Source organism: Alloalcanivorax sp. (genome assembly GCF_964221125.1).
GTDB lineage: Bacteria > Pseudomonadota > Gammaproteobacteria > Pseudomonadales > Alcanivoracaceae > Alloalcanivorax > Alloalcanivorax venustensis.
Genome location: NZ_CAXPXK010000112.1, coordinates 1 through 13,719 on the forward strand (window position 1 = coordinate 1; position 13,719 = coordinate 13,719).

12 protein-coding genes and 1 pseudogene are annotated in these 13,719 nt (G+C 64.9%); 8 read left to right on the top strand and 5 right to left on the bottom strand.

The features are described 5' to 3' along the window. Window positions 1-82 precede the first annotated feature (82 nt). Window positions 83-442 (top strand): annotated as a pseudogene (locus ACEQZD_RS13570) (virulence RhuM family protein); the annotation flags it as partial. Between the two features lie 111 nt (window positions 443-553). Here the strand turns inward: ACEQZD_RS13570 and ACEQZD_RS13575 are convergent. Beyond that, window positions 554-1,795: an NAD(P)/FAD-dependent oxidoreductase gene (locus ACEQZD_RS13575; protein WP_370186113.1), complete on the bottom strand. Its 1,242-nt coding sequence runs from the start codon at window positions 1,793-1,795 to the stop codon at window positions 554-556. A gap of 144 nt (window positions 1,796-1,939) precedes the next feature. Here ACEQZD_RS13575 and ACEQZD_RS13580 point away from each other — a divergent pair, with 144 nt between their 5' ends. From ACEQZD_RS13580 to ACEQZD_RS13590, 3 genes are all read left to right on the top strand, one after another. Next, window positions 1,940-2,494, top strand: a complete 555-nt coding sequence (locus ACEQZD_RS13580) for a YdeI/OmpD-associated family protein (protein WP_370186115.1) — start codon at window positions 1,940-1,942, stop codon at window positions 2,492-2,494. Window positions 2,495-2,571: 77 nt separating this feature from the next. Then, a complete protein-coding gene (locus ACEQZD_RS13585) occupies window positions 2,572-3,147 on the top strand; it encodes an NnrU family protein (RefSeq protein ID WP_370186117.1) in 576 nt (191 codons plus the stop codon). 81 nt (window positions 3,148-3,228) lie between these two features. Continuing rightward, on the top strand, window positions 3,229-3,699 hold the full coding sequence (locus tag ACEQZD_RS13590; protein WP_370186119.1) for a hypothetical protein: 471 nt from the start codon (window positions 3,229-3,231) through the stop codon (window positions 3,697-3,699). A gap of 17 nt (window positions 3,700-3,716) precedes the next feature. Here the strand turns inward: ACEQZD_RS13590 and ACEQZD_RS13595 are convergent, their stop codons facing one another. The 4 genes from ACEQZD_RS13595 to ACEQZD_RS13610 form a co-directional block, all read right to left on the bottom strand. After that, on the bottom strand, window positions 3,717-4,349 hold the full coding sequence (locus ACEQZD_RS13595) for a glutamine cyclotransferase (RefSeq protein WP_370186121.1): 633 nt from the start codon (window positions 4,347-4,349) through the stop codon (window positions 3,717-3,719). Between the two features lie 31 nt (window positions 4,350-4,380). After that, window positions 4,381-5,598, bottom strand: a complete 1,218-nt coding sequence (locus tag ACEQZD_RS13600) for a helix-turn-helix domain-containing protein (RefSeq protein ID WP_370186123.1) — start codon at window positions 5,596-5,598, stop codon at window positions 4,381-4,383. A gap of 87 nt (window positions 5,599-5,685) precedes the next feature. Next, on the bottom strand, window positions 5,686-6,711 hold the full coding sequence (locus ACEQZD_RS13605) for an AraC family transcriptional regulator (RefSeq protein WP_370186125.1): 1,026 nt from the start codon (window positions 6,709-6,711) through the stop codon (window positions 5,686-5,688). Next, on the bottom strand, window positions 6,711-7,604 hold the full coding sequence (locus tag ACEQZD_RS13610; RefSeq protein ID WP_370186134.1) for a GGDEF domain-containing protein: 894 nt from the start codon (window positions 7,602-7,604) through the stop codon (window positions 6,711-6,713). The genes ACEQZD_RS13605 and ACEQZD_RS13610 overlap by 1 nt, the downstream gene beginning before the upstream one ends. Window positions 7,605-7,948: 344 nt before the next feature. On the opposite strand from ACEQZD_RS13610, the gene ACEQZD_RS13615 reads away from it, so the two are divergent. From ACEQZD_RS13615 to tolR, 4 genes are all read left to right on the top strand, one after another. Continuing rightward, on the top strand, window positions 7,949-10,447 hold the full coding sequence (locus ACEQZD_RS13615) for a TonB-dependent receptor (RefSeq protein ID WP_370186126.1): 2,499 nt from the start codon (window positions 7,949-7,951) through the stop codon (window positions 10,445-10,447). Between the two features lie 73 nt (window positions 10,448-10,520). Next, complete coding sequence (locus ACEQZD_RS13620) at window positions 10,521-12,512, top strand: phytase (RefSeq protein ID WP_370186128.1); 1,992 nt, start codon at window positions 10,521-10,523, stop codon at window positions 12,510-12,512. Window positions 12,513-12,555: 43 nt separating this feature from the next. Beyond that, window positions 12,556-13,287: a protein TolQ gene (gene tolQ, locus ACEQZD_RS13625; protein ID WP_370186130.1), complete on the top strand. Its 732-nt coding sequence runs from the start codon at window positions 12,556-12,558 to the stop codon at window positions 13,285-13,287. Then, window positions 13,284-13,719: protein TolR (gene tolR, locus ACEQZD_RS13630; RefSeq protein WP_370186132.1), on the top strand; the 436-nt coding region annotated here is incomplete at its 3' end. The genes tolQ and tolR, both read left to right, overlap by 4 nt.

Consider the following 13,719-nt stretch of genomic DNA (forward strand, 5'->3'; position numbering starts at 1 on the left):
ACACGATCTTCCGTTCTCGCTGACTGTCCCACCGGGGGTACAGAGCGAGCATGCCGGCTCATTCCCTGTGAACGGAGCCGGCATGAGCGAGATCGTGATTTTCGAGGAAGACGCCCAGAAGGTTGAAGTACGGCTGGAGGGTGAGACCGTCTGGCTGACATTGTCGCAGCTTGCCGAGTTGTTTGGTCGGGACAAGTCCGTCATATCCAGGCATCTACGTAATATTTTCAGAGACTTCGAGCTGGAGCGGGAATCAGTTGTTGCAAAAAATGCAACAACTGCGGCTGACGGCAAAACCTATCAGGTAGAGCATTTCAATCTGGATGCGATCATTTCGGTCGGCTACCGGGTGAACTCCCACCGTGCCACTCGCTTCCGCCAATGGGCCACCACGGTCCTGCGCCACCACCTGACCCGCGGCTACAGCCTCAATGAGCACCGCCTGGCCCGGCAGGGCCTGTCCGAGTTGGAGCAGGCTGTCGAAGTGCTGGGGCAGACGCTAACGCGCCAGGAGCTGGTCTCCGACCTCGGGCAGGAGGTGGTGGGGCAGCCGCTAAAACCGATCCGCCCGATAGGGCGCCATGGCCACCTCAGTCGGCTCCCCATCCATCATCTGCCCGAGCAACTTGCCGGTAATCGGCCCCATGGTGAAGCCCTGGTGGCCGTGGCCGAAGGCCAGCCACAGTCCGGGCAGGCCGGGGGCCGGGCCGATCACGGGTTTCATGTCCGGGGTGCAGGGGCGGGCGCCCATCCAGGGCTGTGGATCGAGCCGGTCGCCCAGGGGGAAAAGCGTCCGGGCGACGGCTTCGGCGGCGGCCAGTTGCTGGTAGTGGGGCTGGGCGTCGTGGCGGGCGAGTTCAGCGCCGGTGGTAAGGCGGATGCCGGCGCGCATGGGGGCGAGCAGGTAGCCGGTTTCGGAGTCCATCAGCCAGTGGCGCAGGCGGGCGTTGTCGCGGGCGCCGTAGTGCATGTGGTAGCCGCGTTTCACGAACAGCGGCACGTGCAGGCCCTGTTGGTCGAGCCATTGCGCGGACCAGGGGCCGAGGGCCAGCACCACTTGCTCGGCGGCGAACGTCTCCCCGCCGACCACGGCCTGCCAGCCGTTGCCGTGGCGCGACAGCGTTTCCAGTGGCGCCTGGACGAAGCATCCGCCTTGTTGCTGGAAGTGGTCGGCGTAGGCGGCCACCAGGGCGCCGGGGTCGGTGGCGGTCCAGGGCTGGGTCCAGTGGATGGCGCCGGCGAGGCCGGGCGCCAGGTCCGGTTCCAGTTTGGAAAGCGTGGCGCTGTCCAGGACCTCATGGGTGACATCGTATTCGGCGGCGTCCTGTTCCGCCTGCCGACATTCCGCGTCGAACGCTTCGGCGGTGCGGAACACTTCCAGGTAGCCTTCCTGACGAATCAAGTCTTCGGCGCTGGCAGCGTCGATCATCTCCGCGTGGGCATCCCGCGCCCGGGTGATCAGCGCCGCGTATTCGGGGACGATGCGCGCGTAGCGTTGCGGCGCCGAATTCCGCCAGTACTGGAACAGGGGCAGGGCAGCCCGGGCCATGCCGGACGGCTGGTAGCGGATAGCCACCTGCCGGTTGGGCAGCACCCGGGTGAGGGTGGCCAGGTCGCGGGGGAAGCGGTAGGGCCGCACGGCCTCGCGCTGGATAATGCCGGCGTTGCCGAACGAGGTCTCGCGCCCCGGTGCGTTGCGGTCCACCAGGGTGACCCGGTGGCCGCGTTGCAGCAGGTGCCAGGCGGTGGAGACGCCGACCATGCCGGCGCCCAGAACCAGAATATCGCGGGCCATGTTTGCTCCTGTCATGAATCACCAGGAAAGCATAGAAAGCCGGCCCGGCACTAGCGTCTTGGTGCGCTTGCCGGCCGGTTGACAGCGAACGCGGTTCTGGCACGCTTCGAAGCATCCCTCCAGATCGAAAGGCTGTAATGGACGATGGCGAACAAAGACACCCGCTCCCAATTCAGCGCGCGATTGCTCCGCCCGAAAAAGCCGGGTGACGGCGAAGAGTGGGCCTTCGTGGTGCTCCCCAAGGACGCCAGTGCCAAGCTGCCCCGGCGCGGCCGCACTTCCGTGGACGGCACCCTCAACGGCCAGCCCTTTAATGCTCTGTTGCTGGAGCCGGACGGCCGGAAGAGCCATTGGTTGCGCATCGACAAGGCCTTGATGGCCGCGTCCCACACCGCGCCGGGCGACGTTGCCGAGTTCGGGATCACGCCCGTGGCGCGGGAGCCGGAACCGGAGGTGCCTGAAGATCTGCGGCAAGCGTTGCAGGCGTCGCCCGATGCCCTTGCCACCTGGGAAGCCACCACCACCCTGGCGCGGGTGGACTGGGTTCACTGGGTGGTCACCGCCAAGCAGGCAAAGACCCGCGCCAAGCGGATCAACGACGCCTTGGACAAGCTGGCGTCCGGCGAAAAGCGGGTCTGCTGTTTCGATCCGTCCGGGTTCTACAGCAAGGCCCTGAGCGCGCCCGAGGCCGAGGCGTAACCGCCGCGGGTCATGTTCCCGCCATCCGGATTGCGGCACTATAGGGCCACCCCTTTCGCGCACGGAGACACACAACAATGATAATGCTGATTCTCGGTTTGCTGATTTTCCTGGGTATTCACTGCGTGGGCTTCGCGCCGGAATGGCGGCAGCGCCGTGTGGACAGTATGGGCCTGCTGCCCTGGAAAGGGCTCTACAGTCTGATCGCCCTGGCCGGTTTCGTGCTGATCGTGCTGGGCTTCCAGCAGGCCCGGTTGGACCCGGTCGTGTTGTACGCACCGCCGGCCTGGCTGGGCCATCTCAACGCGTTGTTCATGCTTGTCGCCTTCATCTTGTTGGCCGCGGCCTACGTGCCCGGCAACCGTCTCCGTGCCCGAATCGGCCATCCCATGGTGGTGGGCACCAAGGTGTGGGCGTTCGGCCACTTGCTGGCCATTGGCTTGCTGCACGACGTGGTGTTGTTCGGCGCCTTCCTGGTGTGGGCGATCGTGGCGTTCGCCCGGCTGCGTCGGCGTGACCGTGCCCAGGGCGTAACCTACGCGCCCGGTACCCTCAAGGGCGACATTATCACCGTGGTGGTGGGCGTGGTGGCCTGGGCGCTGTTCGCGTTCTGGTTGCATGGCGCGCTGATCGGCGTGCGGCCGTTCGGCTGAGAGGCCTGTTCGGCCAGATGGCGCCGGGCTACGACGATCTGCTGCGCGTCCGTTAAGGCAAAGACTTCAAGGAAGAAATACATGGGCCAATGGAAATATCTGGCGCTGGCCGCGCTACTGTCGGGCTGCACCTCGCAATCGGCGAACATCGAATCGTTCCAACTCGCGGATAGCGTTGCCCTGGAGGCGTGTGGCGTCGAGTGCCTCAGGCGCCTGACCAGGAACGATGAGGGTTTTCAGCGCTACGATGCCAATGGCTGGCTGGTGGCGGTGAAGATGACCGAGGAAGATCGCTGGCTGTGGGCTTTCACACCGCCGTCGCATCCGGCGCACCCCGCCGTGATTCGCCGCTCCCTGTTCTGGCTTCCAACCGCGTCCCGGATCGAGACCGTCGTGCTCTGCGGGTTTGAAGATGAGGCGCGGTGCCAGGCGTTTCTCGATGAGGTGTCCCGGAATAATGACGCCATTCGCGAGATGGGGTACCCGGAAGAGCCGGCCTATTACATGTATGAAGTCATTCAGACGCTGCGTGAGGTGGAGTGGGGGGCTTAGCGCCCCCCGGTCGGCTATTACTCGGGCCGGCTGACCGCGCGGACCTTGCCACTGGGCCCGCCGCCGCAGTAGAAGCTGCCGTTGCCGTCGTAGGTCAGCCCGGACACATGAACGCCTTCGGGCAGGTCGATGCGCTCGAGCACGTCACCGGTTTCCGAATCAATGTGCCGCAGGTCGGCGTCGTCGCCTTCCCAGGTGCCGTGCCAGAGTTCGTCGTTGATCCAGGTGACGCCGGTGACGAAGCGGTCGGATTCCAGAGTGCGCAGTACCGCCCCGGTTTGCGGATCCACTTGATGGATCTTTCGTTTCCGGTACTGGCCGACCCAAAGGGAACCTTCCGCCCAGGCCATGCCGGAATCCTCGCCGTCGCCGGGGGCGGGCACGGTGGCGATAATCTCACCGGTGTTCGGGTCGATCTTTTGAATCCGCTTTTCGGCGATCTGGTAGAGGTGGGTGCCGTCGAAGGCGGTGCCGGCGTCCGCCGCCACGTCCAGTGTTTTTTGTATTTCACCGCTGGCCGGGTCCAGGGCCTGGAGTTTGTCGCCGGTGGCCAGCCACACGTAACGGCCGTCGTATTCCACGCCGCCGACGGTTGATGCGCCGGGGAAGGGGCCGTACTCGCGAATGATTCGTGCTTGTGATTGTTTCATGGTGATGCCCTCCTTGTAGGTTCTGGCCATCCTAGCCGCCGGGCAGTGGCGCGGTGAGTAACAAGGTTGTCGTGAATCCGAGCACCGGCGAGGCCACCCAGCGGCGCGCGCGGCTTTGCCCGATGGCTTCCACTTTGCCGGCGTTCGCCAGGGTGTCCAGCGCCCGTTGCACGGTGCGCTGGCTGGTGCCCAGCGCCAGTGCCAGGGCGGAGCTGGACCAGGCTTCGCCGTCGGAAAGAAACGCCAGTATCGGTGCGTGCTTGTCTTCCACCGGTCGGGCCAGCACCGCCACGTCGCCGGTCAGCGGCTCCAGCTTGAAGCCGTGGCGGGTGGCGTGCAGCCGCGCGAGGGGCCGTAGTGCTTTGCGCAGCCGTCCGATTTCCACGCGCAGCCGGGCGCGATGGGATTCCTCCACCTGGCGCAGGCGGAAGGCGCGCTCGATCAAGGTGTCGCGGCGGGCGTCGCCGGGCCAGGCTTCGGCCAGCGTGCGCGCCAGGGTGAACAGCACCGGCCGTGTCGCCAGTTCGATCACGGCGCTGGCCTGGTGCACGCTGTAGCGGCAGGCGTCCACCACCAGGGTGGGGGAGGCGAACAGCGCTTCCACTTCATCAAGCCGCACCGGTCGATCTTCGTCGTGCGTTACCAGCCGGGCGGCCGGCGCCTGCAGCACCCGGGCGGCCTTGTCCACTTCGTTGATCAGCGCGGCGATGCCGGAGCGTCGCGCCGCTTGACCGGCGTGGCCCAGGGCGGTGCGTGCGGTGCCGGTATCGAGTCGGCGCAGGGCGATACCGGCGACGGCCAGCTGGTGGGTGGCCAGCAAGGCCGGGGGCAGGACGTCGGTATTGAGGGCGTTGAGCTGTTGCTCGGCGTCGTCGAGCCGGCCGATCAGCAACAGACGGTGAATCGCCAGGTAGCGAGCGTGGGCGGCGTTCACGGTATCGCCGTGGCGGTGCAGGGTCTCCCGGGCCGCGTCCAGCGCCTTGGAGGAGGCGTGCAGGTCGCGGGCGGCCAGCGCCACCTCCGCTTCGGCCACCACGCAGCGGGCGCGCGCCACCGTTTCCCTTGTAGTGAAGGCCCGCGACGCTCGCCGCAACAGGGCTCGGGCGCGGGCCAGGTCGCCGAGCTGCGCCATGGCGATGCCGCGCAACGCCAGCGCCGGCGCATCGTCGCGCAGCGAGACATGGTTCAGCGCCCGCAACGGATCACCGCCGGCCAGGGCCCGCGCCGCCGCTGAAATCAGCGAATCCATGGACGTCCCGCCACGGCTGTTCTCCCCTCAGGTTCACTGCTGTCGAGCTTAGCACAGGGAAAAGAGAGGGCCGGGCCGGGGTAAGCGCTAGTCGCCCACCACCAGTTGCTTTAAACACATGGCCGGCGTGACGCCCGCCCACCGCTTGAATGAACGGCGGAAGTTGGTGTTGTCGTTGAAGTTCAGCCCCTTGGCGACCTGCTCCGTGCTGTAGCCTTCGAATTGAAACCAGTGAATCGCCTGATGCAGGCGCACCTCGTCCAGGAGTTGCTGGAAATGACAGCCTTCGTCTTTGAGCCGTCGCTTGAGGGTGGCCGGGCTGCACCGCAGCAGATCGGCGACGCGCGGCAGCGACGGCGCGTCGGCCAGGTTCTTCTGCAGATGGCGATAGAGACAAAGGCGCAGGCTGTCGCCACTGCCGCCCTCCAGTTGCTGCCGACATTGCCGCAGGGCGGGCAGGCGGATGGTCGAAGACGCCTGCGGCCAGGGTCTTTCCAGGTACTGGCGCGGCAGTATCATGGCGTCGATGTGGGCATCGAAGTGCAGCGGCCCGCCCAGATACACCTCGTAGTGTTCCGGATGTCCGGGTTGCGGATAACTGAACTGAAACGCCCAGGGCAGTCGCGTCTCGCTCAGCCAGCGGGTGACCGAGGCCAGCGCGGTCATGGCGGCTTCCACCACGAAGCGATGTTCCGACCGGTACCCGGTGCTCGGCAGCCAGTGCAGGCAGACATGCTTGTCGGTGACGGTGAGGCGCACGCCCAGCAGCGGCAGGATCAGGCGGCTGAAATCGCGGAACACCTGAAGCGCTTCGCCCAGGTTGCCGGCGTTGGCCAGCAGGGCACTGACGCTGCCGTAATGGCCGGGGAAAAGCCGCTGACCATAGCGAAAGCTCAGCTCCGGATCCGGTTGCAGGCGCCGGGCGTTGTGGATCAACTGCAACCAGGTGCGCGGGCTGAAACAGGCCTCGCCGCTGAGAATCTGCTCATGAAACAGGCCGGTATGTCGCAGCAAGCGGTTCAGATCAATGCCTTGATCCTGGATCAGATCAATCAGCTCCGCGGGCTGGTGATGGGCGGGGATGAAGGGCTGATCCGCAAGGTAGCCCTTCATCAGGCGACCCTGGGCTGATCCGGGCGGGTGGTCAGCAGCTGCTGGTTGGCGCGGTCGATCAGCGTTTGCGCATCGTCGTCTTTCGACACCGCCAGCCCGGTATGCACGGTCGGCGCATGGGTCTCGCCGCGCCGTGTCTTGAAGGCGAAGCTGTTGGCGGCCTGGTCCAGTTCCCGGCGCAGGTTTTCGGCGGCGCCGTATTCGGTGGCGGGTAATACCACGGCAAAGCGGTCGCCGGCATAGCGGCAAAGCAGATCCTTCTGGCGCAGGTTCAGTACCAGTACTTCGCCCAGCTCGCGGAGCAGCCGGTCACTGTCGGCGCCGCCGAGCAGGCGGCGGCTGTGATCGAAGCAATGCAGATCCAGCATGATCAGCGCCACCGGACGGCCCGGATGCTGAAGTTCCCGGCTGAGCTGTTCGCGCAGATAGCCGGCGCCGCTGAGTGGCGTCAGGGCGTCAAAGCTGCGGTGTTCCCGAAAAATACGTTCGCGCTTGAGCAACTGCCGGTTGATCGCCTGCTGCTCCCGGTGCCAGTGATAGATGCCCAGGGTCAGCAGGATCATGCCCACCGGCATGGTGCCGGATTCAAGCCAGTGGTCCCAGTTGACGCTGGCGGGAAGCTGGATGAATTCATCCAGCACATCCTGCCAGTAGGAGAAGAAGATAAACGCCAGCCCGCTGCTCAGCAGGCGCGTCACCCACCCGGTCGGACGGCTGTTGAAAATAAAGAAGGTCCACATCAAGGACAGCAGCGCCGCGCCCCCTTCGCCGCCAATATCCAGCCAGGCGATTTCCGCCGCCGGCTTTAGCGAACCGACGGTCAGATTAAGAATCAGTATGCCCAGGCCGATGGCCATAATGGTTGCGATGGAGCAGCGATGCAGCGCCGTCATGTTTGCCACGGAAGCCTCCTTTGTTTAGCGGCGGTTATATCTCACCGTGATGTCAGGGCGATGACAGTTTCTATTGGGAGGCAAACGCCTGGGAATGGGCCGCGGGGTCAAATCGGCTCATACGGCTTGTGCTCCAGGCGCTGGAAATAGCGTGCCGGGGCTCGCAACGCCGGGGTTCGCGGGGTTTCGCCGGTTCACGGACGGGTGCGATGGGATCACCCGGCCGGCGGGAAAACGGTAAGTCATTGATTTTAAAGAGGCATCGAAAAGCTGTGTCGCAGAACTGACATATTCGGACTCTACGGTCCCCTCCACACCACATCACCACCAGAGGGGGAATCACCGTGGCGACACCCACTTTCCGTTACCGCACGCTGGCGCTGAGCATCGGTCTGCTGTGCGGCTCCGTGCAGGCCGATACGGCCGGGCAGACCGACGAAGAAGTCACCGTCCAAGGTAATACCGAACACGTCACCGTGATTGGTCAGGCGGCCAGACTCGACAAGGCGCTCAAGGAGCAGCGCCGTTCCGACAGCATCTCCAACGTGGTGTCCGCCGACGGCGTCGTCCAGTTGCCGGACGCCAACGCCGCCGAGGCGCTGCAGCGCGTGCCGGGTGTCACGGTGGAGCGCGATCAGGGGGAAGGGCGTTACGTGACGGTGCGCGGCCTGGGGGCCGGCTTGAACGCGGTGTCCATCAACGGCTCGCTGTTGCCGTCGCCGGAAGGCGATACCCGCGCCGTGGCCATGGATGTGCTGCCCTCCGAGCTGGTGCAGTCCATGTCGGTGGTGAAGACCCTGACGCCGGATATGGACGCCAACTCCCTGGGCGGCACCATTGAAGTGCGCAGCCTGTCCGCGTTCGACCATGAAGACGCCTTCAACACCTTTTCCGTCAGCGGCAGCCACGACGACAACACCGGTGAGATCAGCCCCAAGCTGTCCGGTGCCCTGACGCGCAAGTTCAGCATCGGTGACGGCACGGACAACTTCGGTGTGGCGCTTGCGGCCAGCTGGGAAGACCGGGATTTCGGTTCCGATAACGTGGAGACCGATGGCGGCTGGGACGACCTCAGCGCCGGCACGCTGGAAGAAGTGCTGATGCGTAAAGCGGAGCTGACCCGCAAACGCCAGGCGGTGGGGCTGAACTTCGATTTCAAGCCGGATGACATGACGTCCTTCTATCTGCGCACGCTGTATTCCAGCTTTGAGGACACCGAGAACGGCAATAACTCCCTGGTGGCGTTCGATCCCGCTGTGGGCGTGGGTGAGAGCGGCGCCGGCGAAGCGGAACTGGAATTCAAGAATCGCACCGAAACCCAGGAGATCCACTCCGTGGTGCTCGGCGGCGAGAAGTTGCTGGAAACCTGGACGCTCAACGGCCAGGTGGGCTACAGCCACGCCTTCCAGGACACCCCCAACGAAGTGGAAGCGCTGTTTGTCGGCGGCCCCTTTAACGGCTCTTTCAATGACAGCCGCAAGCCGATCCCGTCCATGGAGGACGCCTACTACCAGGCCGGGTCCTACAAACTGGACGAGGTAAAGCGCGAGGACCAGTTGACCACGGACACCGAGGCCAACATCAAGCTCGACTTCGCCCGGGACTACCTGCTGGGGGCCAATCCCTCACAGCTCAAGTTCGGCACCAAGGTCAGCCGCCGGGAGAAGGACAACGATGTCGAGGTGTCGGAATTTGACACCGACGATCTCGCCAGCACCGATCTGGAAGATTACTACGATGATGTGGATTACGGGCTGGCGCCGTTCGGGCCGGGTGTCAGTAACAGCGCCATCCGCGCGGCGATCGCCGGCATGGCCGGCGCCCGTAACGAAGTCGATTCGCGCCTGGAAGACTTCGAAATGCGCGAGGACACGAACGCCCTCTACGTGATGAACAGCGTCGACCTCGGCGACTGGTACCTGCTGGCGGGCGTGCGCTATGAAAGCACCTCCTTCGAAGCCGACGGCGTGCGCTATGACGACGCCAGCGGCGAATGGAGCGCCAACCGCAGCGATAAGACCGACGACTATCTGTTGCCTGGCCTGCACGCCCGCTACCGCCTGGACAGCGACACCCTGGTGCGCGCCGCCTTCACCCAGAGCGTGGTGCGGCCGTCCTTCGAACAGCTGGCGCCCTATGTCTACCTGGAAGATGACGACGGCGACCTGAAAGCCGAGTTCGGTAATCCGGACCTGGACCCGCTTGAATCCAGCAATCTGGATTTGGGGATCGAGCGCTACATGGGGCGTCTGGGCCTGATGTCCGCTTACCTCTTCTACAAGGACATCAAGAACTACACCTACGCCACCGATCTGGCCGGCACCGGCGACTGGGCCGCCTATGACGAAGCGGCGACCTTCGCCAACGGTGACGACGCCAGCATCTACGGCCTGGAGCTGGCCTTCTCGCGCAAGTTCGGCAACTTCCTCACCGGCGCCAACCTGACGCTGAGCGAATCCGAAGCCACCATCGACGGCTTTAACGGCGGCGACTACCGCAGCCGCGACATCGACCTGCCGCTGCACTCCGATACGGTCGCCAACCTCACCGTCGGCTGGGAGAACGAGCTGGTCAGCCTGCGTTTGGCGGGCAACTACAAGTCCAGCTACCTGGAAGAGATCAGCTCCCTGGATGAGCCGGAACGCGACCGCTATGTGGATGACGCCTTCTATCTGGACTTCAGCGCCAAGTATTACGTGACCGACCAGCTTCAAGTGAACTTCGACGCCCTCAACCTCACCGACGAAGTTTTTTACGCCTACCTCGGCAAGGAGCGGTTCAACGCGCAATACGAAGAGTACGGCCCGACGTTCAAGTTGGGGCTGACCTGGACCGGATTCTGATTTTTGCAGGCACCTTTCCCCGCCCGCCCACAGGGCGGGGAAAGGCGTTTTTTAACTGTTTTAGAGAGTTGTTATGTCGATCAAAGCACCTATTCGCGATGCCGTTTCCTCCCTTTGCGGCAAGCCCGCCTCGCTGCTGATGCTGGCGGTCCTGCCGCTGGCCGGTTGCGGCAGCAATGCACAGCAAGCCACCGGTCAAGCGGATCAAACCGATGACGTTGTGATCACCGAACCGGTTACGCTGCAGGCCGATATCACTCCGGAGGCCGCCCAGTGGCTGCCGTCTCTGGCGTTCCTGCCGGAAGCCGAGATGCTGGTGACCGATGAGATGAAAGGGCTGTTCCTGGTCAGCGAGCAAGGCGAGACCCTGGCGCATCTGCCCGGCGGGTTCGGCGCCGTGGACCACCGCGGCGACGAGCAGGGCCTGCTGGTGGCGCTGGTGGATGAAGACCATCAGCAGGCGCTGCTGGCGCGCTTCAACGGTGAGGACCTGAGCTGGGAAACGCATCATCTGCCGCAGCCGGATTTCAAGATCGACGGTCTTTGCCTGCACCGCGACAGCGGCGACAACGACTTTCTTTTCGTGGTCGGCGAGGAAGGTCTGGGCGAGCAATGGCTGGTGGCCGAAAACGGCCGCCTGGTGGCGCACCCCGGCAAGGTCCGCAACCTGAGCCTGCCGCCGCAAAGCGAATACTGCCAGGTCGATGACGTCCATGAGCGTCTCTACGTGAACGAAGAGAACGTCGGGCTGTGGGCGTACCAGGCGCATCCGGAGGCCGGCCTCAGCCGTGAGCCGGTGAGCGTCAAGGCGCCGTTCGGTGACATCACCGGGGCCGCGGCGGCGATGGCGGTCCTGCCGGGCAGTGCGCTGCTGGTGCTGGACCCGAAAGAGGCACGCCTGCACCGCTATCCGTATCGTCTTGCCGATAACCAACTGTCCTGGGAGGCCGGCACGGCCCTGCCGTTAGCAAGCCTCGATGAACCGGAGCGCCTGGACGTTCGCCGCCAGGGCGACGCGCTGGCGCTGTTGATACGCGACGACGCGGGGCTTTCGCGGGCCACCCTGGCGTGGCAGCCGGACAGCGTGGACGCGCCGGAAGTGCTGCCCCGGTTGCGCGCCTCGGTGCAGACCGATCCGGTCCCCAGCCTGGGCGATGCCGCCGACGACCCGGCCATCTGGGTGCACCCCGAGCGGACCGGTGACAGCCGCGTGCTGGGCACCGACAAGCAGGGCGGCCTGGGCAGCTACGACCTGTCCGGAAAGCAGGTGCAGTACCTGCCGGTGGGGCGCATGAACAACGTGGATGTGCGCACCGGTTTCGCCCTGGGCGACCGCACCGTGGATCTCGCCGTGGCCAGCAACCGCGACCGCAACAGCCTGCAGATTTTCGCCATCGACCGCGACAGCGGCGAACTCACCAACCTGGGCGATATCGCCACGCCGATGACCGAGATATACGGCCTCTGTATGGCGAAGCAGGGTGAGGCGTTCTATGCCATTCCCAACGACAAGGACGGCACCTTCATCCAGTACCGCCTGAGCGCACCGCACGGCGAGATGCAGGCCGAAGAGGTGCGCCGTTTCAACGTCGACAGCCAGCCGGAAGGCTGCGTGGCCGACGATGCCGCCGGCCGCCTGTTCGTTGGTGAGGAGAACGCGGCGGTCTGGACCCTGCCGCTGGACCCGGCGGAAGACACCGCGCTGACGGAAGTGATCGCGGTGGACGGCGACCTGGTGGACGCCGATATCGAAGGCCTCGCGGTATGGCGTCGCGGCGACCGCGCCTATCTGGTGATTTCCAGCCAGGGCAACAACGCCTATGTGATCACCGACGCGACGCCACCCTATGCGGTCCGTGGGGCGTTCCGCATCGGCCTTAATGCGCGGCTGGGCATCGACGGCGCCTCGGAAACCGACGGCCTGGAAGCCAGTGCCGCCGACCTGGGCGGCGCCTACGCGGACGGTCTGCTGGTGGTGCAGGACGGGCGCAAGCGCATGCCCGAAGGCAACCAGAACTACAAGCTGCTGCCCTTCGCGGACGTGATCGAGGCCCTGGATCTGTAGGGCGACATCTTTCTGACACAACCGTTTGATACAGGTATTTGCTATGCATTCAACCATGGATGACATGACCCTCTGGGGGCTGGTCGGCGAGGCCAGCCTGGTCGTCAAGGCGGTGATGCTGCTGCTGGTGATGGCCTCGGTGGCCAGCTGGTGTGTGATCGTGCTGCGCCATCTGGCGCTACGCCGCGGTGAAAAACACCTCAAACAGTTCCTGCAAACCTTCCGTAGTGAACCGGACCTGAAAGCGATGACGGCGATGCCGTCGCCCCGGCACCCCCAGGCGGCGGTGCAGACCCTGTTCAACGCCGGTTACGCCGAGTACGAACTGCTCCACGGCGACTGGGACAGCAGCCCGGCCTCGGTGCAGGAGGGCGTCGAACGGGTCATGCAGGTGGTGATCGCGGAACAGGAGGCCGAGCTGGAAACCGGCCTCTCGTTTCTCGCCACCGTGGGCTCGGTGAGCCCATACGTCGGCTTGTTCGGCACCGTCTGGGGCATCATGAATTCCTTTATCGGCCTGTCTCAGGTGCAGCAGGCGTCGCTGTCGACGGTGGCGCCGGGCATCGCCGAGGCCCTGATCGCCACCGCCATCGGCCTGTTCGCGGCGATTCCCGCGGTGATCGCCTATAACCGTCTGGCCGCCCGCGGGCAGCGACTGGTCGCCGCCAGTTACGCCTTTGGTACGGAATTGCAGCAGCGTCTGCATCGCCTGCTGTACGCCAGAAACGGGGGCCGCCAGCCGGGCGAGGGGGCGCGGCTGAGGAGCGCGCCATGAAGCCGCCCGCCAACAAGCACAAGCAGAACGCCGATATGAACGTGGTGCCTTACATCGATGTGATGCTGGTGCTGCTGGTGATCTTCATGGTCACCGCGCCCATGCTCACCCAGGGCGTCCAGATCGAATTGCCGAAGGTGGAAGCGCAGGCGCTGCCCAGCGAAAACGAACAGAAGATTCTGACACTGTCGGTGAAAAACGACGGCAGCTTTTACTGGAATCTGGGCGATGAGCTGGACATCCGCGGGGAGACCGGCAACGCGGCGGACGTGGACGCCATGGTCGAGGATGTATCGGCGATCGTCGCCCGCGAGGCCAACGTGCAGGTCTTTATTCGTGCCGATGAAGACGCGGTGTACAGCATGGTTGTATCCGGCATGGCCTCGCTGCAACGGGCCGGGGTGACACAGCTCGGGTTGATTACCGAGGCCC

Excerpts from the sequence above, each read along its gene's own strand:
- ACEQZD_RS13620 (WP_370186128.1), top strand. The coding sequence starts at position 10,521 with ATGTCGATCAAAGCACCTATTCGCGATGCCGTTTCCTCCCTTTGCGGC.
- ACEQZD_RS13600 (WP_370186123.1), bottom strand. The coding sequence starts at position 5,598 with ATGGATTCGCTGATTTCAGCGGCGGCGCGGGCCCTGGCCGGCGGTGAT.
- ACEQZD_RS13580 (WP_370186115.1), top strand. The coding sequence starts at position 1,940 with ATGGCGAACAAAGACACCCGCTCCCAATTCAGCGCGCGATTGCTCCGC.
- ACEQZD_RS13590 (WP_370186119.1), top strand. The coding sequence starts at position 3,229 with ATGGGCCAATGGAAATATCTGGCGCTGGCCGCGCTACTGTCGGGCTGC.
- ACEQZD_RS13595 (WP_370186121.1), bottom strand. The coding sequence starts at position 4,349 with ATGAAACAATCACAAGCACGAATCATTCGCGAGTACGGCCCCTTCCCC.
- ACEQZD_RS13575 (WP_370186113.1), bottom strand. The coding sequence starts at position 1,795 with ATGGCCCGCGATATTCTGGTTCTGGGCGCCGGCATGGTCGGCGTCTCC.
- ACEQZD_RS13610 (WP_370186134.1), bottom strand. The coding sequence starts at position 7,604 with ATGACGGCGCTGCATCGCTGCTCCATCGCAACCATTATGGCCATCGGC.
- tolQ (WP_370186130.1), top strand. The coding sequence starts at position 12,556 with ATGCATTCAACCATGGATGACATGACCCTCTGGGGGCTGGTCGGCGAG.
- ACEQZD_RS13585 (WP_370186117.1), top strand. The coding sequence starts at position 2,572 with ATGATAATGCTGATTCTCGGTTTGCTGATTTTCCTGGGTATTCACTGC.
- ACEQZD_RS13605 (WP_370186125.1), bottom strand. The coding sequence starts at position 6,711 with ATGAAGGGCTACCTTGCGGATCAGCCCTTCATCCCCGCCCATCACCAG.